We start from the raw sequence: 20850 nt of genomic DNA, 5'->3' as shown, positions 1-20850 counted from the left end.
AGGTATGAAGTTTCGCCTGCGTAAAATCTGGTTGAAGATCCACCGCTGGATAGGGTTGACGATTGGGCTGCTGTTCGTATTGACGAGTCTCAGCGGCAGCTTTCTCGCGTTTCACCACGAAATCGACCACTGGCTCAATCCCGAGATCTTCTCCACTGCCGAAGCCGGTTCGTTCTGCACGCTGACCGAAGTCATCGCTGCGGCGGAACAGAAGGCCTCTCAAGCGGCCAGATTTGTCGATTGGCCGACCGAAGAAGGGGGCGTCTGGACTGTCTGGTTTCAAGCAGGTCCGAAGCATGCTCCCGTCTTCACGCACGTCTATGTCGATTCGCACTCAGGACAAGTAGTGGGACATCGCAAACGCGGAGAGTATCTTACGTCTTGGATCTACTTGCTGCACATTCAGCTTCTTTCTGGCCAGACAGGAGCGACGCTGGTCGGCTTGATCGGAATTGCCTTGATCCTTTCGATCGCATCTGGGATCTATCTTTGGTGGCCCCTCTGGAAGCATAGTTGGCGAGCCGCTTTCGCGTTGCGGGATAAGAGTCGCTTCACCTACGACTTGCATAAGTTGGTTGGCGTCATTGCTGCGCCGATTCTATTTGTTGTCGCTTTCACCGGCGTCTATTTGGTCTTTCCGCAATGGATAAAGCCTTGCGTTACCTGGGTTTTGTCGGAGACCCACGTGCCGGCGGAGAAATTACGATCGCAGCCTCAAGCGGGCAAGGCGACGACAAACGCCGACCAAGCCGTCGCCACAGCCGAAGGCGTGTTCGCCGACGACCAGTTAAAACGGATTCACCTGCCAAGCAAGAGCGACGGCGCCTATGTCATCCGAGTTCGTCGCGCGGGAGAAGTGCGAAAAAGTTCAGGAAACAGCCGGATCTGGATTGACCAGTACGACGGTGAAATTCTCGCGGTGCGCGATTGGAACGAAAGCAGCGCCGCTGACATTATCTTCGCGTGGCAGTTTCCGCTGCACAATGGCGAAGCGTTTGGCGCTGTTGGACGTTGGATCGTTTGCCTGCTGGGTTTGACGCCTGCCGTTCTCTACGTCACTGGGGTTCTGATATGGTGGAAGCGGACAAGAGCGAAGTTGCGGAAACGCCAGCCGCGTTCCTCTGTGATGACAACCATTCATGACGGCAGTACCCCAGAAAGAGTTTGATGCGACAAAACCTCAACGCATTTTTCCTGCTTGCGATCATTGGCGCCACGATCCTGGCTGGATGCTCTGATGGGCCGCGGCCGCGACAGACGCCTCCGGCCGACGATACTCTCACGGTCGTCGATCTGGCGGGCCGCACCCTAACTTTAAAGCGACCGATCAAACGCATTGTGCTGATGCGTAGCCTTTGCATCTACGAATTGGCGACGGTGCTGGGAGACGAAGTCGAGGAAAAACTGGTCGGTTGGGACTCGTCGCTGAAGACCGGCGACCAAGACGCTTACGAAAAGTTCGTTCAGCGTTATCCCGGTTTGAAGGAGTTGAACGTACTGGGAGACGTGCTGCGCGATACGGTAAGTGCGGAAGCGGTGTTGGCGCTGAATCCAGATCTGGTGATCATGAGCACCTATATGCGAGATCGGAATTCAAAAGGTCTGGAACGCTTGGAAGACGCAGGCGTTCCCTTGCTTTACTTGGACTTCACCGATCCTTTTCGCGATCCGCAGCGCAGTATCCTGTTGTTGGGAGAAGTTCTCGGTAAACAACAGCGTGCTGAAGCGGCAGCCGCCTGGATTGACCGACAGTTTGCGGAGGTAACCGGTAGATTAGAGAAGATCGACTCACCAGCTCCCCGCATTTACCTCGAAGCGGGCACGCTAGGAGCGAGCCAATACGGCAATACGTTTGGCAGCGATGATCACGGGAAACTGGCCAACTGGGGAAGCGTGATGGACCAACTTCGCTGCCGGAACGTCGCCGCCGGGTCGGTGTCGGGCATGTACGGCATGGGAGTGATTAGCCCTGAACTGCTGCTCACAGAGGACCCGCAGGTTATCGTCATAACTGGCGCCCATTGGACGGCCTTTCCAGATAGTCTTCGCCTGGGCTATTTTGCCGATCCTGAACAGACGGAGCGACAATTGAGCGAGTACGCTAACAGACCTGGTTGGTCGAATCTTCAAGCAGTCAAATCGGGACGTGTTCACGCAATTCATACGCGCTTTGGCGGTCACATTACATGCTTCGCCGCTGCACAGCAATTGGCTAAATGGCTCTATCCGAACGAATTAGAGACGCTCGATCCAGAAGCTCGCTTGCGGGAGTATCATGAGCGTTTTATGCCGATTGAATATAGCGGCGCTTGGATGACGAGTCTCAAAGATGAGTAAGCCCTTACCGTCAGCCCTCAGCGTCTCCATGGGCGCAGGCGTCGGCTATCAGCGATTGGGGCGACGTCGGCTGATGATCGTCGCTTTATCATTTCTGCTGCTCGTTATTTCTTTCACTTGCGATATCCTGACAGGACCGGCGCAGTTGCCGCTTTCAGACATTCTCTCGACGATCTGGAGCCCGGATTCCGCGAGCGACTCGCTACGGACGATTATCTGGACATTTCGCTTTCCCACGGCGTTGATGGCGCTATTAGTCGGTGCGTCCCTGGGCGTGGCCGGCGCCGAAATGCAGACGATTCTGAACAATCCGCTAGCGAGTCCGTTCACGCTCGGCATATCTGCCGCCGCCAGTTTTGGTGCGGCGCTGGCGCTGGTTTTCGGTGCTGGAACGTTCGTATTCGCTTCCACTCTGCTTGTTCCCGGATTTGCTTTCGCAAGCGCGCTCTTTGGCGCGATGATGATTTATGGCATCGGCCGGATGCGCGGCGGGTCGACCGAAACGCTAATTGTCGGCGGCGTGGCGCTCCACTTTATCTTCAGCTCCGGCGTAGCGTTTCTGCAATACGTCGCTTCCGACGACACGTTACAGGCGATTGTCTTTTGGATTTTTGGCAGTCTGCAGGGCGCGACCTGGAGCAAGGTTGCGATCCTATGCGTCGTATTGTCAGCGGCCATGTCTCTGCTAGCCACCCAGGCATGGCGACTGACCGCGCTACGACTGGGGGATATTCAGGCTCGCAGCATGGGAGTCGACGTCGATCGTCTGCGACTGCAGACTCTAGCGTTGATCTCAATTTTGACCGCGACTGCGGTATGTTTTACTGGCGCCATCGGGTTTGTAGGGCTCGTCGCTCCTCATCTGTCGCGTGCGTCAGTCGGCGAGGATCAGCGTTATTTCTTACCGTTGTCGGCATTGTACGGTGCGCTGCTCGTTTCCGTTGCGGCGGTGATCTGCAAGCTGGCGATTCCCGGTGCGATCTTTCCGATCGGAATTGCGACGGCAGCGCTGGGGGCCCCGTTTTTCGCAGCGCTTGCTTTGCTGAAAAGGAGAGCCTACTGGTGATTCTTGAAGCAAGCCAACTTTCGTTCCGTTATGACTCAGATCCGATTCTGTCCGATATTGACATCCATATTGGCCCCGGCGTCTCCGCTATCATCGGCCCCAATGCGGCCGGCAAGTCGACCCTGCTCAAGTGCCTGAGCGGAATCCTGCAACCGGAAGGGCGAGTACGCCTCAACGGGAAAGATATTCGCCAGCTATCGGTCAGCGAAATCACGGCGTCGATCAGCTATCTTCCTCAGGAGTTCACCCCACAGGCCGTGCTCACGGTTTTTGAAACGGTGTTACTGGGGCGTTTAAACCAACTTGGCTGGCGGGTGACTTCTGAAGTCCTGGAGCTTGTCGAGCGATTGCTGGAGGAATTACAGCTCACATCGATTGCCGGTCGCTACGTGAACGAACTGAGCGGCGGACAAATGCAGATGGTCTCGATCGCGCAAGCGCTGGTCCGCCAACCTGCCGTGTTGCTAATGGACGAGCCGACTTCCAATCTCGACCTCCGGCGGCAGTTTGACGTCTGTGGTTTTATCCGCCAGCTGACCGATTCACGCGGGCTCAGCACGGCGATCGCACTGCATGACCTGAACATGGCGGCCCGGTTTGCCGATACCATCTACGTGCTGGAAAATGGCAGAGTCCGCTGCCAGGGGGAGCCGGTCTCGGTGTTGACCGAGGAAATGATCACCGAGGTCTACAGGGTTGAGTCGCGTGTCACCATCGAACCATCGGGGCGTCCGCATGTGGCCGTCTTGGGGCCTTGCTCGCAGGCGCCGACAAGAGAGACTTAAATTCTCACAACCATTCGCAATTCGAAACCCCAACGGGGCTGACTCCCATTATCGCTCGGTTTTATCTCTATTCGATCTTCAAGAATCTGCGGTTCTCCGATCCGTTTCTGATCCTCTATTTCTTGGATCTGCGACTTTCGTATACGGAGATCGGCCTGCTGATGGGATTCCAGCATCTGATCACGGTGTTATTAGAATTCCCCTCAGGCATCCTTGCTGATTCGTGGGGGCGGCGTCGCGCGACCGCACTCTGCTTCGTCTTCTATACTCTCTCGTTTATTGGCCTAGGAGCGACCGATCTCCGCGGCGTGATTCCACTCTTCGCCTGGTTGAGCGGATGCCTGACGTTCTTCGGTTTGGGAGAAGCGATGCGCACCGGCAGCCACAAAGCGATCATGCTCGATTATCTCGATTCGACTAGTCAAGCGGAATTGGCGACGCAATTGATTGGTCGCACACGAGCCGCCTCTAAGTATTCGTCGGGCGCTGCGGCAATCTGCGGAGGGATTCTGCTGACGGCGACACGCGACTATTCATGGCTTTTTTATCTCTCGGCAGCGGCGGCAATTTGCGGCTTCTTTCTGATGCTGACTTATCCCCGTGAGCTGGAAGGTGACGCCTTCCGAGCTCGACAATCCCAGGCGGACAAAGGAGAGCCAAAGGTGGAAGGATTTCGTTCGATGTGGCGACAGTCGGGCTTTCTCGCCATTCTGGTTCAGTCCATTTTATTTGAGAGTCAAACGAAGATTGCGCTCAAGTACTTTACGCAACCATTCCTCAAAGTCGGATTGCAACTGTTCGGCGTCGCGATCGTCGCTCCGCTGGGAGTTTCCGGCATCGCTGCTTCCGGCGCGCTCTGGGTCGGCCTTAGCGAGTTTGTCCGCGATGGGCTTGGCGGCTTCGGAGCACGGCTGAGCGCAACCTATGAACAATGGGCGGGAAATCGCTTCTTCGCTTTGAACCAGATTTTCACCTGCGGATTCGTCGCCGTTACTTGCCTGGCGTTCTGCAATTGGAATCTCCAATGGGGTTTATTTCCCGGCCTCCTCCTCTTGTTCGGCTTGACTATTTTGCAGAACATGCGCCGGCCTATTTTCGTCAGTACGCTCAATACAAAAATGCCAAAGACCCGCCGCGCGTCCGTTCTTTCTCTCGAGAGTTTTATCCGCGCCGTCACCGTTGCAGCGCTGCTACCTGTCATTGGAATCGCAGCAGACGCTTTTGGCTTGGTCGCTGTCTGGGCGATTTGTGCTGTGATTCTATCATTTGGATTCATTTTTAGATTAGACGCCAATTCGCTTGCGACTCCGACCGACGAGCCCCATGCGTAAGCGACGAGACCTTAAAGGATGAGACCTTTCCATGAAGAATGCGGATGAGCTAAAGCAGATTTTTCGCGAGGGTTGGCGTAACGCCGACGTCGTCGCACACCGCGTCGAACGTTTCATCGACGGTGAGTTTGGATTCGAACCGTCGCGACGCGCTTGGCTCGAAGCGCTATCGCAGGCGACGCACAAGTGCGACATTCGCCGCGCGCTCGACATGGGAACCGGCCCCGGTACGATCGCCCAGATTTGGGCAGAACTTGGCTACGAAACGACCGGCGTCGACTTCTCGTCCACCATGCTCAGCGCTGCTCAGCAGGCCGCAACTCGACGCGGGCTATCGATCGAACTGATCGAAGCGGATGCAGAGTACCCGCCGTTTGAGCCAGAGTCATTTGACTTGGTTTCCAGTCGCGCTCTGCTGTTTACCTTACCACACCCCGGCTACGCTATCGCTCGCTGGACGAAACTTCTTCGCCCTGGTGGAATCCTGGTGTTGATCGGCGAGAACAGTCCAACCGATCCCGAGCGAATCAAACGAGGCTTTCGCCCCGCCCCCAATTGGACCCCTGACGACGAGTATCGCAGCGCCTTGCACCAAATGCCGCTACGCGAACATACCGATTCGTTCGTACGGGTCCTGATGGAAGCGGTCGGAATCGAAGAGATCCGCAACATCCCAATGCAGTCCGTCATCGCCGCAAGAGTAGAACACGACGCTCTCGATCCTCCATATGGAGTTCTGCAAGGAACGCCGTACATCGTCGCGGGACGTAGGGCAGAAGACTAAAAAACGCAATCCCATCGTCTGCAAGAGGACGCGGTGGATGGCGAAAATGTTGCGTAATGAAACAGAAATTTCAGCAGATCGGCGCAAAAAGATACCCTTGTGTAACGCATTGCTACACAAGGGTTTACAAGTCGGGGTGACAAGACGGCGATTGAACTTTTTGTCGCCGGGATCAGGGCATTGGCGTTGCAGCTATCTATCGGTGACATTGCATTCATCTCGGCCGTCATTCCATCCACCTGAGTCTTACGACTACCACCCAACGTTCTGATTCCCAGTCGCAGCCACAATTGCGGTCGCATTGGCGTTCGCCCACGCTCGCAAGTTGGCCATGCAAAACCCCCAACCATCGGCCGTAGCGTCTGCTTCATTCTCCCTCTGCTGATGCGTGGCCCCGATTGTATTCGCGAAGCTTCCTTGCTGGGCATAATGCCAAACATGGGCCAACTCGTGCCCGATGAGATCGGCAAGAATTGCATCAGGCATCAGGTCGCACACGTCGGAATTAAAGTTCAAGTGGTGACCGAAAGCCTCAGCCGCGGCTGCCATGTTGTAATTGGCCAGAAGCTGAACCTGCGGAGACGCCTGCCCCGCGAAACCTGGCTGCCACCAGGTGACTATTCGCTGCTGGTCGGCGGCAGGGATCGTCAGCCACGCCGTGCGGAAAACATTCGCGAACCTCTGCCGGGCACCATCGCTACCATCAGCCAGTTGAAGCCCGCTGGCCGTGTCGATCGAGATAGGCATGATGGTGCATCTACCTTCCTGTTGTCTTTTCCTCTTACGCTTGATTCTACTTCGCTGTCGTTTCCGCGATTGGCCGAGTGATCCCAATGAGTTCCACCAATTGGTGCGTCGCCGTCGTGGTTGTCCGGACGGGCTCCGTGCCGGACCAGTCGCCCCAGGAAAACGTGGTCGGCCCGAACGGCCAGTCGGGCCCAAACCGGGACGGGTAGTGCTTGAGCGTGACGGGGAGCGTGCTTCCTTCGCCGGCCCAGTGCGCGTCCGCCGGGCAGCCGGGAACGAAGACCTGGAAGCGGAAGTTGCAGAACTGGACGATGAACCACAGGTAGGGTTCCGCGCCGTCTCCCTTTCTGCGAAGCAAGACCGCCTCGCTCGCCGCGTTGCTGATCGGCCCCGGCGTGAAGGCGAAGTACACCGGGAACTGGGACATGCGAAACCCCTGCCGCTCTGCCAGCCATGCGATCGCGTTCTGGCACTGGCTGAGGTCTTCCGAAGGGCAGAGCGAGCATGCCATCTTAACCAGCGCCATCCCCGCCCGGATGGGGACGTGCGGTTGCGACGCGGTGTTGCCCGTCAGTTCGATGACGTCTGGCAGCCCGTCCGCAAGCAGGTCGTCGACCGAATGCGGGGACGGAACGTGAATCGACAACCCGGAGGCAACGGTTTCGACCCTCAGATCGTTACTCTTGAAAGTCGGTCTCTTGTTCTTCTTCCCCGGGACTTGCGCGATCGCACGGGCGAGGTTCGACCACTTGCCGAGGTGGTCCTCGTACTCTTGCCCGTAGCGCCGGTTGCAGTCATTGCACTGGTTCGGCGAAAAGAGGGACTTGTTGCCCAAAAGGTTCGAAACGGCGTGGGCGTCGTCGCTAAAGCTCACCTGGCCCGATTCTTGCCCGCAAAACCTGCACCGTCGCCGTGCAGGGTCATCCGGCGGCAGCATGATCGGCCGGGGCGCGACAAGGGGATGACGAACTGCGACCTCGTACCGCTCGTCGAAGTACTGCCGCGCGGCAGCGTCCATCTCACACGGTGTCATTCGTTCACACTCCGAAGCCTTGTACGGCGCCGGTCAGAAGATTGGGAACACCTTCCGCCGCGCAAGCTCTACGAGGAGAACTTCCTTGAACGTCCCCCGATGGCTCTGCTGGCGAATCTCCTCCACCCATCCGTGGACGATGCAGTCATCCTCGAACGAGTAGTCGCCGTCGAAGACGACAACTAGCGTCCGTTCGTCGGCGTAATTCTTGCCGTGCTTCTTTTCGATGACCTTGACGATCACATGCGGAAATTGCAGGTGGTCGTGGGCATGGTCGGCCTGGATCAAGTAACGCGCGAGTGGACCGGTGATCGGCAACTCCGTCGGCGCGCCCGGATCGGGGGCGCTAACGGGTGCATTGACCCTCGCCTCGCCGCCGGCGACGGACTTGCGTATTACGTGCTCGTTGGCCGGCAGTGCCTGGACGATCTCGAACAGGTCGGTGCCGGCGATGCGGGCGTCCCATGTCTCCCTCTCGTCGCCGAGTTCGATCGTCGTGTCGCCGGGATAGCCCTTGTGGCGAGCGACCGCCTGAATGGCCAGGTACTCTTCGCGGAGGTACTTGTCTTCGCGGGTCTCTTAGCGCAGATACCAGTCCATGTACTACGTCGAGCCGGCCGCGACGCCGCTTTCACTAGATAAGATGCGCGAAACGGTTGCCGCCGAATTTCCTGACGAGCGCATTTCTGGCGTCGCGTTGCGTGGAGAACCGCAATGTACCGTCGAATTTATGCTGCAGAGCGATGCGTATGGTTTGCGACATGTATATGTCGATCCCTATACGGCCAAATTAGTAGGAAATCGGGTCCATAACGAATGTTTTTTTCCAGTCGTCCGCAGTCTGCATCGTTCGGTGTACGCCGGCGTCTTCGGCAGATTGTTAATGGAGCTCGCGACGGGTTGGGGAGTCATTTTGGTAATCACCGGCCTTTACTTATGGTGGCCGAAAACCAAATCGGCCGCAGGGGTTTGGTATCCGCGGTGGAAGGGGATGACGACGAAAATCGTGTTGCGCGATCTGCACGCGGTTTTCGGGATGTACCTGGCGCCTATCGCGCTGGTCATCGAAGCGACGGGGATGTTCTTTACGTTCATTTGGGGGCAGAGCTACCTAACCGTGATGTTCATGTCCGGCGGAGGTCCTCTTGCATACGTTGACGCACCAGCCTCCGATCCTCTCGGCCACTCACGAACCATCCCGCTGCAGCAAGTTTTCGAAATCGCCCAGCAGCAAGATGCGGGTGCGTTTCCGCTCTCGATTGATTTACCGCACGACGAGAAAGACGTCTACCGCGTGCATCTGGGCGTCTCATCCGATCCGACAAGCCAAGCCATCTACGTCGTCGATCAATATACTGGTCAGGCGAGCACGCGAACCGACATGAGTAATTCGTCGGTCATGTTGTCCTTGCTCGTCTTCGCTTATCCGTTGCATGTCGGTTCGATCTTGGGAATCACAACGAAGATCCTTGCCTTTCTGGCATGCATGGTTCTCATCCTCACATCTATCACCGGTTTCTGGATGTGGTGGCGGGCCCGCCCCCGTGGTCCCCGGGGTTTTCCTCAGCGCGCCGAAAACTATCACGTAAACCGCTGGGTGGTTTTGGTCGTCTTGACGGCCTCCTTGGTCCTCCCAGTGGTAGGGGCAAGTCTGGCAGTGGTTTTGGTGGGGGAATTTGTCTGCTCATTCATTGCTTTGCAAGCCTCAAGAGCGCGGCAGTTTTAAAAGAGAGGGAGATTTTCCTGGTGCGATGGGATTAATTCCTCTCCTCTAGCTAGATGAGAGAGAGCCACGGCGATCGCACCATAAATCACGTCCCCAGCAACACTTCCAACAAGTAGGCGTCGTTCCTTCCAGCTTTTAGCCGCTTGTTCTTCACGCCCACCTTCGCCGTTTTGTTGTTCTTCAACAAGCTCAGGCTTGTTCTTCTTAGCAGACTGAAGTTGACGTCGGCGTGGCCTTTGCGGATTCGACTTTGGTCTTCGCCGAACGTTACGTCGAGTTGCCAGTGGAGCGAATTCTCAATGCTCCAGTGCCCTCGGACCGCTTCGGCGAAGCGTTTGCCGGTGAGATATTTGCTCACGATGTAGTAGCGTACTTCACTCGTCTCTTTGCCGTTTTGCTTGACGATATTGATCGTCATTCCGATCGCCTTCAGCTTCGTCCAACGCGAGGCGTACGGAAAATCATCGGCGTCGATTGGACAGAGATAGTAGTAACGCGACTCTTCGCGGCCATGCCCTTTCTCGTGCGTCTCGTGGCGGTGAACTTTCATTTTCGCAAAGTCGATTTCCATCGCAGCGGCGAAGTGATCGCGAATCGCTTGATGCAGATAACGCTGATTCCCTTTAATCGCCAGACAGTAATCACCGCCTGCGTTAACGATCTTGGCGGCGATCTCTTTCTGACAACCCATCGCGTCGATCGTCACCAAACAGCCGGAAACCTCGATGATTTCGAGCAATTTCGGAATCGCCGTGATCTCATTACTCTTCGCGTCAGTCGCGACTTGCCCGAGACTCACATGATTGGCGGTCGCCCAGGCGCTGACCATATGAATCGCGGCCTTGCTGCTGGCGGCGTCAAAGCTGCGCCGCAAAGTTTTGCCGTCGATCGCGATAATCTGCCCATCGGTAATCTCTTGCAACGAAGTGATCCAGCTAAGCAAACACTTCTCAAATTCAGCCGGCTTCAAAGCGCCGAGAATCGCGTTGAAGCGATCATGCGAAGGAACGCCGGTGCTCATGTCGAGGAACTGCGAAAGCCACTCTTTCTTGTCTTCGGCCCAGTCAGTGATCGCAACGAAATCATCTGCTCCACCTAGCACCGCACAGAGCGACATCGTGACGATGTTGACTAGCGGATAAGTTACCTTGCGAGTCCGCGGATCCGTCAGATCGGCGAAGTGTTCTTGAATCGAAGCGCGCGATGAAGACGACATGCTGAACAACTCTCGGCAAGACAAACGCTTGGCCGCGATCAAGCAATCACGAAACCGCCAAGACGCACTTGCCGGATTGTCGCAGGTTGCCCATCATGGCGCAATCGCCGTGGAGAGAGAGCCCGTGGCATCGTTGCAATCGTTATAAGCCTAGTCTCTGTTATAGGTTAGAATGTTTCGATGAGCTTTTCACGCAGCGGTACGGAGATTGCTAAGAGTCTCGGTGTCAATTTTATGACGTCGCCGTGCAAATCAGCAAGCCATCGCCAGCGATTACAAGCCGTTGCGGCCCGCGAAACAACCATCCCTTAACTCTAAGGCGATGACTGTTTCACCATCGATTCAAATTAGGTGGTTGGTGCTGAGTGAAATCCTCTTGGACCATGCGCGCAGGTCTTCTTGCCAGCCGTATTGGTGCGATGTCGTGCAGACGGCGGGGAATTGTCGGTCCAATCTTTTTTTCCGATCGCACGTTTTAGTCCGCACCGTTTCCGCAGCAATTGATCGCTCTGTTCGACGTAGGAAACGGGGTGGGTACACAGGTAGGATCATCGTGATTTGCAACAGTTACTTCCGTTCCATTTGCTTGTTTGTAGCCGGCTTCGGTGCGACCAACTCGCACGCAGCAACCGTCAGCATTGACTTGTCGGGCAACGATCATTCGGGCTACCTTTCTTTCTCAAGCGTTAAGGGGTGGGCGAATGAGCCGAATCAGACGTCGGATCCTAACGAGATCACGGAGTATCCCTACTATTACGACGAAGATTTAGGACGCTGGATTGGCATCGCCGTCAATCCACTCTCGGCGGCGTCGATCTATGCCGAAGAATCGGAGCATGTCGTCTATAACAAGACGATCACTGATTCCGATTTCAGTTTCACCGATATCGGTGATATTTCGTACGACGATGGCTTGTTGAGCGGAACCGGTACGGAAGTTCTTTCGCCGAGCCAATTCAGTGTGGTGCTGGACGCAAGCGATTTTCATTCCTACGACTCGCCCCACAATACCGGAACTGGAATCGGAAATTTTCCGTTTCGATATACCCTATCGTCATCCAATTCGTCGGGTAACGGTTTGACGTTCGTCGATGGCGAACTGACGAGTATCGATTTGATCGCGGATGTCGCCGTGACGGTGGCGTTTTATGGCGACGGCGGAACGCTCAATTTCCCCCTGTGGGAGGAAGGAGCGGGATTTGGCGGTCCCGTCGCCCAGTTCGTTGGCCAGTTGACCTTCGCCGGAAACCAGTTCGCGTTTGATCTGGATGTAACGCAAACCGTTAACTCCGTACTAGGAGCTCTCGCCGATACGCGCCTGGTGCTGAATCGCTCTGGAAGCGTTGACGCCGTTGCGGCAGTTCCTGAGCCGGGGAGTTGGATATTGCTGGCATCGGGCATCTCAGCGGTCGCGATTTGTCTGCGGCGAAAGCGAAACGGTTGAACTGCATGAGCCTCTTAGTTTTTCATGATGACGAAATGCCCTCTCCCAAAACTATTTTCAAAGATATTCGGAAAGATTGACTATGAAACTTTGTCGTTGGATTTGCCTGTTTATCACGATGTGGATCGCAGGGCCCGTCTATGCGGAAACGTTAAGTATTGACGCGACCGCAGATGGTTCGAGCCGTTGGTCTGAGTACTTTTCGGACGCCTTCGTCCAACTTGACCATCAGCCGGGTTCGTATTTGATCAGCGAATATGAAGCGGATGGGAGCTATGTCCCGGTCGGCGACGGTTCGCAGATCGCGTTTTTGAACGACGGAGACTTCAATAGCTTTTTTGATATCGAATTCACCGCTCCGGCGGGTAGAAGCGGGACTGTCGCGATTGACGCTTTCACCGCGGATTTTGACGACTTCATTGCCGATGACGATGCGATTTTTAATACTGGATATGCGACGACGATCAATAGCTTTACCGGAACAGCGACGTTCGTAGGGGGTGTCATTTCGCAGATTGATCTGTTGGCGGATATCATGTTAACGTACGACGCCTCAGGCTTCGGGTTGGGCATGCTCGACTATGCGGGAACCTTCGCAATCACGGGAGCGGAATTCGCACTCTTCGCCGACGGAAGTTACGAGACTGGCTTCACCCCCGCCAGATATGTTTGGGATGTGACAGGCACGCTCGATCTGCCGGAGCCCCCAACCGCGACGCCTGAACCGGGCTCGTTGCTGCTTGCCGTGGTCGGAGGCGTTGGGCTGCTAACGTTCCGCCGTCGTCGCAAACGCGTAACCGCCGAATAACGGCAGAGATGTCGATGTGCGAAAGGAGATTGCGAATTCGAGTTAATTCGCAATCTCCTTTTTTGCCCCTGTGCCGAGAATTGAAATCGGATGAATCGCTCGACAAACGAAGGATTTTCGTTACAGCTACTGTTGTGCAAGTGTTTTTTAGATCCCCTTGAACGAACCGATTCGCGAGTTTTTATAAGTCGGGTCGTCTCGCGCAGATCATTCGCTCGTGAGGAATAGCTGGGGGCTTTTAGAGTCGAAAGTCATAGCTCCACCATTCGCCAGAAAATCGACGCCATCCAACGTCCAGCAACGTAACCCCTGGGCCTGTCTTTTTCGGAACGGTAATTGCAATTTGCGTCGAATGTAGAGACAATGACGTTACTCATTACTCATTAGGCAAAACTTTGCGGGATAGGATTTCCTGTTTTTTCCCGACAAAAGAGCTTTAACTTTCTAGTTCGAGTGAACGAAATGGTTCGCCAGAAAAGTCTCTTCATCGTTGTAATCGCTGTACTGTCTGCATCGGCCAGTGGTGGCACAGCGAACGCGGAATTGCTTATACCCGTGAGCGAGGACTCGTATGTCCAACAGAATCAGCCCGACTCAAGTTTTGGCGCTTCGCCGTTTCTTCAGGTTGGCGACATCGCCGGTGGCAATGCTAGTAAGGCGTATTTAGGGTTTGACGTTTCCTCCGTTGGACATGTCGGCGAAGCGACCCTCTCACTGACGTTTTTGACGAGCACGCAACCGCAAGGTCCAGGCTCTGCGAGCTACGAGTTCGCCGTTTTTGGAATCGATGAAGGAGAGTCCGATTGGTCGTCGAACACATTGACTTGGAATAACGCCCCGGCGAATGACCTTTCTTCCGGAAGCGGCGTTTTGTCAAGTGCGGCTACTTCTTTGGGAACGTTTTCAACTGTCGGCGGTACCGGAATTGGTCAGATCACCGGCAGTGCATTGGCGACGTTTTTGAATGCCGACACGGATGGCTTCGTATCATTTATCGTCGTGAGGCTTACCAGTTCGACGTCGGTTGGTACCAACTACGTCCATATGATTCCGAACGGCTTTTCTATGTTGCAAGTTGTTGAGACGCCGCTGCCAGGTACGTTGACGATGCTTGCCGCCGTTGGACTCCCTTTCGTGGGTTTTGGTTTGCGTCGACGTATCGGGGCTCTTCAGGACTAGGCGGCATAGCAGTTTTTGGGATTGGGACGAGTCGACATCAGAGTTGATAATACGTCCAAGAAGGCGCGCCGGGGTGAGGATGAATCTAACGTATTGGGTACGTCATCCCTGGCAAGCCGGGCAACGTATTCGCTATCTCATTTGGCAGCGGCGTAACCCGAACGCCCCTTGGCTATGTCCTGGGACGATTGCTTTTTGCGAAAAGCACATTCATGACTCCATGACGGTGCTAGAGTTTGGTTGCGGTCGTTCCACTCATTGGTTCTCTCAACTAGCCGAAACGGTCGTCAGCATTGAATATGACGCCGATTGGTATCGACACGTTGGCGAACAATTGCGTTTGGCGCGAAAGTCGAACGTTGATCTGCGTCTGACGCCGCTCAATCATCCGCTGGAAGTTGCCGAACAGCCTGATTACGACCCGGTTCCCGACTACGTAGGAATTCTTGACTCGTTTCCTGCTGAGTCCCTCGACGTCGTTCTGGTTGACGGGCACTATCGCACCATCTGTGCTCGACGAGCGGCGGTAAAGATTGCACCGGGGGGCTTCTTAATTATCGACGATCTGCAGCGCTGGCCAGATTGGGCCCACCTAACGATTCCGGAAGATTGGGAACTGGTTGATCATAGCAGCAATGGCGTCAAGTCAGCCGGAATTTGGCAGCGACCTCACTGATTATTCGATCGTAGATCGTCAACTCTTTGGGCGATGGACGTCGGAGGGCTTTCGGGGAACGCGCCAGTAAGGATGTGGCGATTGCGGAAAGAATATGGATTTTAGGGGGCATGCAGACGATTCCGATTAAAGAGATTGTGTGGGCATTGCCGATCAAAAGGATGCCATCTCTAGCACAAACGCTGGCCAGCCTCGACACCGGACTATGGAAACCACGCCTCCGACGACCAGACTCTCAAAACCGACTGGTAACTGGATTCTGGTAGCAGTATCGCTAGCGTTTTTTGCTGGTTGCACGTCATTTTCCCATCATTCGCATCCATCGGACCCATTGCTGGATGTGCCGAGGGAACTCGAAATGACGACCCACCCCGAGTACCGCGTCGCTGCGCCGGACATTCTTCTAGTTGAAGCGGTCAATAATATTCGACCACCGTTCAGCACGCTGCGCGCTGGAGATCAGGTCTTGGTGCAGATCGCCAGAGGCTTGCCATTGGAGCCGGACGTCGAGCAAGAGACGAGCCCGCTTGAATACCAGGCGGCCGTCGAATTCGAGCAGGCGTTTAAGACCATCAACGCAATCTATCTTGTGGGAGCGAACGGCTCGATCGATCTCGGCCCGTACTACGGAGCCTATCCTGTTGCTGGTAAAACGGTTGAAGAAGCGCAGCAGTTGGTGCTGCAAGTGTTGAAAGATCGATTTGGCCTGCGAGCGCCTCAAGTATCGCTGATCTTGCCCGATGTCGCAGGAAAACAGGCGATTAGCGGGGAACACTTGGTTCGACCAGACGGAACCCTTGCGCTCGGCGTGTACGGCAGCGTCTACGTCGCCGGGATGACATTGGACGAAATCAAGAGTCTCTTGGAAACCCATCTAGCGCAGTACATTTACCAGCCTGAGTTATATGTCGACGTTCTTTCTTATAACAGCAAGACTTTTTACGTCGTCATGGATGGCGGCGGCTATGGCGAACGGGTTGTTCGGTTGCCGTGCACCGGCAGTGAGACAGTACTTGACGCGATCGCCCAGGTTCAAGGGCTATCCGAAGTGTCGTCTCGCGATATTTGGGTGGTAAGACCGGCGCCGGCGGGGAGTTCTTGCGCCCAGGTTCTGGACGTTAATTGGAGCGAGATTGTCGCTGAAGGGATTACGACGACAAATTATCAAATATTGCCGGGGGACCGCATCTATGTCGAAGCGGACCGGATGATCTCCATCGATAACGCTTTAGCGAAACTGATTTCGCCAGTCGAACGAGTCTTGGGTGTCGTATTGCTGGGTACGAGAACAGTTCAGCAAATCGACAATCCTAACGCAAACAATAATAATTTTGGTTTCTAGGATTCTACCGCCAATGAGAAACTCATTTGTAGCGACGTTCGGCTTCGCACTGCTATTGTTCACTGCATCTCATGGCAAAGCGCAAAACACGGCCGGAAGTGGAGAAGGGTATCGATCGTTTGTTTCAGAACTTACGGTCGCTCCTCCTCCTCTGATGTCTTGCGATACGGATTACATCGCGTGCGCATCAACGGAGAACTATGCACACCATCCGCACGACACGAACTATTTGCTTCGCGTCGCCAAGGATGCGACTCACTTCATATTCCGATGGCCGAAGCACTGCTTCGCGCATCCCATCGCTCCGCCGGTTGGCGGAAATGGGTATGGATATTTTGAGCCGCAATGGCGTCCGTTTGAGACGACCTTCGCGCCGCCGGTCCCTGGCGACGCGGTTGAAATTGAGATCGTCGATACCCCGTTAGCGCAGTAACGCAATTGGTCGAACCCGACATTTTCCTTCGTTGAAATGAAAAGGAACCCCGATCATGAATCGTCGCACCTCTATTCTCGCTTTCGTAGCGACCCTTTTGACGTTCGCGTGCATGGACGTCTCGTTCGCTCAGGATGTAATGCAACCGCCACGGCTGCAACCGAACCGGCTGCCGACGACCAGTCCTTATCTGCTGTTGGGAAATCGAAGTTTTGACCCTGCACTTAGCTATTACCGCATCATCCGCCCCGAAAATCAGATTCGCAGCGCTTATACTAGTCAGGCTCAGCGTATCACTCAGCTCCGTAGCGAGGTGAATCGTCAGCAGCAGGAGATAGATCAAGCGGAGAACTCGCTGCTCAACCCGACAGGACATCGCGCTATGTTTCAAAACTACGGTGGGTATTTTGGCGGCTACTCGCGAGGAACTGGTTATTTCGGCGTGCAATAGATAGGGGAGGGAAACTTTGCATCGTAATCGCATTGAAGGGGGGGAATCGCGCAGATTACTAAACGCCTGCGAGTCGATCATACGCTGCGAGAATCGTCTCTGCCTGAGATCGCCATGCGAACTTCGCCGCTTGGGAAAGCCGCGCGAAACTGCTCGGATGCCTTCCACTTTTAACATTTACGAGGGCGTGCTTCCATGCATTAACGTTTCCGACCGAGGCGAATATGACCGCCTCGCCGCCGACTTCACGCAGCACGGGAATATCGCTGGCGACGACCAAGGCGCCGCATGCAAGTGCCTCGACGATCGGGAGGCCGAAGCCTTCCGCCTCGGTTGGCTGCACGACGACTGCCGCATCGCGATAGTACGCGGCCAATTGATTTCGAGAAAGGCCGCGGAGTTGGGTCACGTGAGGACGGATTTCAAGTTCATCAAGCAGCGTCTGTTGTGTGGTTGTCCATTGGCCGCCAATTTGAACCAAGCGTAATTGCGGCCAAAAGGTCCGCGTCTGAGAAAACACGCGCAGCAGAACGTCGATTCGCTTCCTCGGAATGGAAGTGCCGACATTCAGCAGAAATGGGGACTCGCCTTGCAAGAGTTCGGAGTCATCCAATCTGTCGACGGAAGTAAACTCGCTCGCGACTCCATTGGGCGCCAAGACGAGCTTCTCCGGCGAAACCAAGCCGTACTGCAAAATTTCTCTGCCGGTCTGAACGGTCGGATGAAAGACAATTGCCGCTTTGCGCAGCCCGTCAAGGATTGACCGCGTCATGTGACGATACCAGCGTGGACGCGGATCTCGTTCCGGCTCTAGTAGGCAGCGGAATGTATCTAAGTCATGACAAAACGCGCCGACTTTGCCGGCAGGGAGGCGATGTAACAAGTGGGCGTAGCTGTGATCGCATAAGTGATAAAATGAGTGTGGGCGAAGCGACGCCAAGTGCTGCGGATATGCCCGCATTCGATTGTAGAGCCGATCGAGATTCCCTGCATGCTTCTCGCCGATCAAACGCTTGGTCCACGTAAACCGTCGGCGATAGTTGGGAAGGATTAATTCGCCTGCCCAAGACCGATCGTTCCGTTTGCCGATTTCCTGGTGCAGCATTTCCGCCGCCAGATCCATGCTCGGCCAGTTCTCTTCCCGAAAATCGCAGAGGATGCCGAGGCTTTTGCGGGCGACCGGCGATTCATCCAGGCTCGGAGTTGCGCCCATCGAACTTGTCGAATGGCGACTGGTCACGATCGATCCTTTTCGCGGCTCGCCAACTCACGGTAGAACCGCTTGTAGCGCTCGGCCGTTTGATCGACGCTGAAATGCTCGGCGCGCTGCAGTCCCTTTCCGATCAGCGAATTTCTTTTCTGATCATCGTCCAGTAGACATTCGATCGCCTGGGCGTACTGGTTGACGTCTCTTTCGGGGACGATGATTCCGGCATCGCCGACCGTGAATGGAATTTCTCCGCTGTCGCTCGCGATGACGGGAACGCCCGCGGCGAACGCTTCGATCAGCATGCGGCCGAATTGCTCCTTCCAATTGGGCATCGTTTGGCTGGGAGCGACCATGATATCCATTGCGCCCTGGTACGAGGGGACCTCGGAATGTGGAATCAATTTGATGGCGATCCGGTCTTTTAAACCGTGCGATTGCGCCCATTGTCGAATCCTGACTTCCAGTCGACCGCTTCCCATGAAGAAACAGGACCAGGAGCGATGTTTGATTTTTTCCAACGCCGCCAACAGGATCTCCACTCCCTTATCTGTTTCCAATCGCCCATTGAATCCAATAACCGGCCCCTGCAGACCCAGCGATTGTTGCACTTGGCTTTTTTGTTCTGCCGTTAACGGCCGGAATGTGGAAGTGTCGACGGCCAGATTCAAAATCGTGCCGGCGGGCGCCGAGTAACCCCGATTCAACATTTGCTCGTGTACCAGGCTCGCACCTGCGATCCATCCGCTGGCGTGCCGTAGGACCGACTTCTCGAACCAATTGAAGGGAGGAGGATAGCGTTTGTTCATACTTTGGGCAGTGCGAAAGCAATAGCGTGACGGCAGGTCGCGACAGCTTTTCGACACTTGATATCCGGCGTAAATGTACGGCTCTTCCCATGCGTGAATGACGTCGAATTCGGAACTGCGGACCAGCCGCCGTAATTGTCCGCCATGGTACCAGAAGAGGTGAATATACCGGGAAAGTCGCGTCGAGATTGGAATAGTTTTGAGCTTGGATCCCGTCGGTTCCGGTTCGAATTCAATCGGACGAAGGTCGCCATGAAAAAAGGCGGGCCCACCGACGGTTATGTCCAATTCTGGATCCTCCGCGATTTTTCGCAGAATTCCTCGGTTCATCGCCACGCAATAGGAGTGGCCAATGGAAAGTACTTTTAGTCTTGACATAAGTAGAAGGTTCTGAAGTGGTCGCGGTGCAAGGGAAGGCGTTCGCATTCCATGGAATCGGTATCCGATGGCATTTCGTCGTCTAGTCACCGGTGGGGCGTCGAGCGGCTTCTGCTCCCTAAAGTCCAACCCTCTTGAAAGGCGACGATGGAATCCCGGAGGAGTCGCATCTCGCGAAAATAATTGCCAAATCGCCAGGTCGCTAAGCAGGAAGCTAAGACGCCGGGACCGCTGAGGTTTCCCACGAAGATCTGGTAGCAATAAGCGAGCTTTCGATGACGAGCTGAAAAATGCTTGGAAAAAATGTATCCTCGATTGAACAGGCCATTTAAAACTTTTACTTGCAGATCCCCTTCTCGTCCGCCGCTATAGGCCGTGTTCGTGGGATAATGGTCCACGACATTGGCATAGTCGAACACAACTCGATAGCCGCGAGAACGAACCTGCAGGCAGGCGTCCAACTCGAACAATTGCCAATAGCGCCGCAGGTTTTCGTCAAACTTGTCGAACGCATTTCTCCGCAGACTGAAGTTGTAGCCGACGAGATGATCGACGTCTTCCGGCGGTCGCAACCTCCACTGGTCAATCTGATCGTACATGTTTCCCGAGATCTTGCCGGTCCAATGAATGCGTCCAACCGGTTCGACGGCTCGCTTGGGAAATGGACCTGCAGAAGAAAAATTGTCGGCCGGGCCTCCCACTGCGCCGACCGACGGATCTTGGTAAAACTGCAAATGCCGCGCGAGCCAATCCGGGGTTGCGACTGCGTCGTCATCAATCAGCACGATGATCTCTCCATTCGCATTTTGCAGGGCAAGATTTTCGGCGGGAACAATGCCGGGTTGCTCCAGATGAAGATCTTGAACCGATAGCCGGTCCGAATTCTGGAATTCGCGGACGACATTGCGCGATTCCACGTCGTCCGCCTGCCAAACCACCAAAACCTGGTCCGGCCGGTGCAATTGTCGGGTTAGTGATTCCAAGCAGTTCCGCAGCGACGCTGGTCGACCGAAGGTCGGAATTAAAACGCTTGAGGTCAGGAGTTGAGAGTCGGTTGCGGGATTCATGTTTTCTTGCCGGTGAGAGCGCGTGTGGCGG

21 protein-coding genes are annotated in these 20850 nt (G+C 55.2%); 14 read left to right on the top strand and 7 right to left on the bottom strand.

Features of this window, described 5'->3' with window-relative positions:
- Positions 1–4 precede the first annotated feature (4 nt).
- From DSM3645_RS17425 to DSM3645_RS17400, 6 genes are read left to right on the top strand one after another with little or no spacing between them, the layout of a single operon-like run.
- Positions 5–1168 (top strand): PepSY-associated TM helix domain-containing protein, encoded by a 1164-nt coding sequence (locus DSM3645_RS17425; RefSeq protein ID WP_002653581.1) that lies wholly within the window; start codon positions 5–7, stop codon positions 1166–1168.
- Complete coding sequence (locus DSM3645_RS17420; RefSeq protein WP_002653580.1) at positions 1168–2337, top strand: ABC transporter substrate-binding protein; 1170 nt, start codon at positions 1168–1170, stop codon at positions 2335–2337. The genes DSM3645_RS17425 and DSM3645_RS17420 overlap by 1 nt, the downstream gene beginning before the upstream one ends.
- Positions 2330–3403 (top strand): FecCD family ABC transporter permease, encoded by a 1074-nt coding sequence (locus tag DSM3645_RS17415; protein ID WP_202594956.1) that lies wholly within the window; start codon positions 2330–2332, stop codon positions 3401–3403. The genes DSM3645_RS17420 and DSM3645_RS17415 overlap by 8 nt, the downstream gene beginning before the upstream one ends.
- Entirely contained in the window at positions 3400–4188 is a 789-nt protein-coding gene (locus tag DSM3645_RS17410) for an ABC transporter ATP-binding protein (protein WP_002653578.1), read from the top strand. The genes DSM3645_RS17415 and DSM3645_RS17410 overlap by 4 nt, the downstream gene beginning before the upstream one ends.
- Entirely contained in the window at positions 4158–5519 is a 1362-nt protein-coding gene (locus tag DSM3645_RS17405) for an MFS transporter (RefSeq protein ID WP_002653577.1), read from the top strand. The genes DSM3645_RS17410 and DSM3645_RS17405 overlap by 31 nt, the downstream gene beginning before the upstream one ends.
- A gap of 31 nt (positions 5520–5550) precedes the next feature.
- Positions 5551–6303: a class I SAM-dependent methyltransferase gene (locus DSM3645_RS17400; RefSeq protein ID WP_002653576.1), complete on the top strand. Its 753-nt coding sequence runs from the start codon at positions 5551–5553 to the stop codon at positions 6301–6303.
- 252 nt (positions 6304–6555) lie between these two features.
- On the opposite strand, the gene DSM3645_RS17395 is transcribed toward DSM3645_RS17400, so the two are convergent.
- From DSM3645_RS17395 to DSM3645_RS17385, 3 genes are read right to left on the bottom strand one after another with little or no spacing between them, the layout of a single operon-like run.
- Positions 6556–7050, bottom strand: coding sequence for a hypothetical protein (locus DSM3645_RS17395; RefSeq protein WP_002653575.1), 495 nt, complete (start codon positions 7048–7050; stop codon positions 6556–6558).
- A 46-nt stretch (positions 7051–7096) separates the two neighbouring features.
- A complete protein-coding gene (locus DSM3645_RS17390) occupies positions 7097–8068 on the bottom strand; it encodes an HNH endonuclease (protein WP_040351934.1) in 972 nt (323 codons plus the stop codon).
- Between the two features lie 48 nt (positions 8069–8116).
- Complete coding sequence (locus DSM3645_RS17385) at positions 8117–8401, bottom strand: hypothetical protein (RefSeq protein WP_131282666.1); 285 nt, start codon at positions 8399–8401, stop codon at positions 8117–8119.
- Between the two features lie 280 nt (positions 8402–8681).
- Between DSM3645_RS17385 and DSM3645_RS17375 the strand changes: the two genes are divergently transcribed.
- Positions 8682–9809 carry a PepSY-associated TM helix domain-containing protein gene (locus DSM3645_RS17375; RefSeq protein ID WP_002653571.1) on the top strand — a complete coding sequence of 376 codons (1128 nt, stop codon included), beginning with the start codon at positions 8682–8684 and terminating at the stop codon, positions 9807–9809.
- A gap of 85 nt (positions 9810–9894) precedes the next feature.
- Here DSM3645_RS17375 and DSM3645_RS17370 read toward each other — a convergent pair whose 3' ends face one another.
- On the bottom strand, positions 9895–11025 hold the full coding sequence (locus tag DSM3645_RS17370) for an ISAs1-like element ISBlma8 family transposase (RefSeq protein ID WP_002652115.1): 1131 nt from the start codon (positions 11023–11025) through the stop codon (positions 9895–9897).
- Between the two features lie 553 nt (positions 11026–11578).
- Here DSM3645_RS17370 and DSM3645_RS17365 point away from each other — a divergent pair.
- The 7 genes from DSM3645_RS17365 (at position 11579) to DSM3645_RS17335 (ending at position 17358) form a co-directional block, all read left to right on the top strand.
- Positions 11579–12469, top strand: coding sequence for a PEP-CTERM sorting domain-containing protein (locus tag DSM3645_RS17365; protein WP_040351930.1), 891 nt, complete (start codon positions 11579–11581; stop codon positions 12467–12469).
- Positions 12470–12551: 82 nt separating this feature from the next.
- On the top strand, positions 12552–13277 hold the full coding sequence (locus DSM3645_RS17360) for a PEP-CTERM sorting domain-containing protein (RefSeq protein ID WP_002653568.1): 726 nt from the start codon (positions 12552–12554) through the stop codon (positions 13275–13277).
- 462 nt (positions 13278–13739) lie between these two features.
- Positions 13740–14456: a DNRLRE domain-containing protein gene (locus DSM3645_RS17355; RefSeq protein ID WP_002653567.1), complete on the top strand. Its 717-nt coding sequence runs from the start codon at positions 13740–13742 to the stop codon at positions 14454–14456.
- A gap of 79 nt (positions 14457–14535) precedes the next feature.
- A complete protein-coding gene (locus tag DSM3645_RS17350) occupies positions 14536–15132 on the top strand; it encodes a class I SAM-dependent methyltransferase (protein WP_040351928.1) in 597 nt (198 codons plus the stop codon).
- Between the two features lie 358 nt (positions 15133–15490).
- Positions 15491–16474: a polysaccharide biosynthesis/export family protein gene (locus DSM3645_RS28580; protein WP_002653565.1), complete on the top strand. Its 984-nt coding sequence runs from the start codon at positions 15491–15493 to the stop codon at positions 16472–16474.
- A gap of 13 nt (positions 16475–16487) precedes the next feature.
- A complete protein-coding gene (locus DSM3645_RS17340) occupies positions 16488–16907 on the top strand; it encodes a hypothetical protein (RefSeq protein WP_002653564.1) in 420 nt (139 codons plus the stop codon).
- Between the two features lie 55 nt (positions 16908–16962).
- Positions 16963–17358 carry a hypothetical protein gene (locus DSM3645_RS17335; RefSeq protein WP_040351927.1) on the top strand — a complete coding sequence of 132 codons (396 nt, stop codon included), beginning with the start codon at positions 16963–16965 and terminating at the stop codon, positions 17356–17358.
- A gap of 58 nt (positions 17359–17416) precedes the next feature.
- Here the strand turns inward: DSM3645_RS17335 and DSM3645_RS17330 are convergent, their stop codons facing one another.
- The 3 genes from DSM3645_RS17330 to DSM3645_RS17320 form a co-directional block, all read right to left on the bottom strand.
- Entirely contained in the window at positions 17417–18598 is a 1182-nt protein-coding gene (locus tag DSM3645_RS17330; protein ID WP_050769413.1) for a glycosyltransferase family 4 protein, read from the bottom strand.
- A complete protein-coding gene (locus DSM3645_RS17325) occupies positions 18595–19374 on the bottom strand; it encodes a glycosyltransferase (protein WP_237564844.1) in 780 nt (259 codons plus the stop codon). Before DSM3645_RS17325 ends, DSM3645_RS17330 begins: the two co-directional genes overlap by 4 nt.
- Positions 19375–19838: 464 nt before the next feature.
- Positions 19839–20819 (bottom strand): glycosyltransferase family 2 protein, encoded by a 981-nt coding sequence (locus tag DSM3645_RS17320; RefSeq protein ID WP_002653560.1) that lies wholly within the window; start codon positions 20817–20819, stop codon positions 19839–19841.
- Between the last annotated feature and the right edge of the window lie 31 nt (positions 20820–20850).

Source organism: Blastopirellula marina DSM 3645 (assembly GCF_000153105.1).
In the GTDB taxonomy this organism is placed as follows: Bacteria; Planctomycetota; Planctomycetia; order Pirellulales; family Pirellulaceae; genus Blastopirellula; species Blastopirellula marina.
The sequence above is the reverse complement of the archived record's forward strand: the minus strand, read 5'-3'. Positions and strand labels throughout refer to the sequence as shown.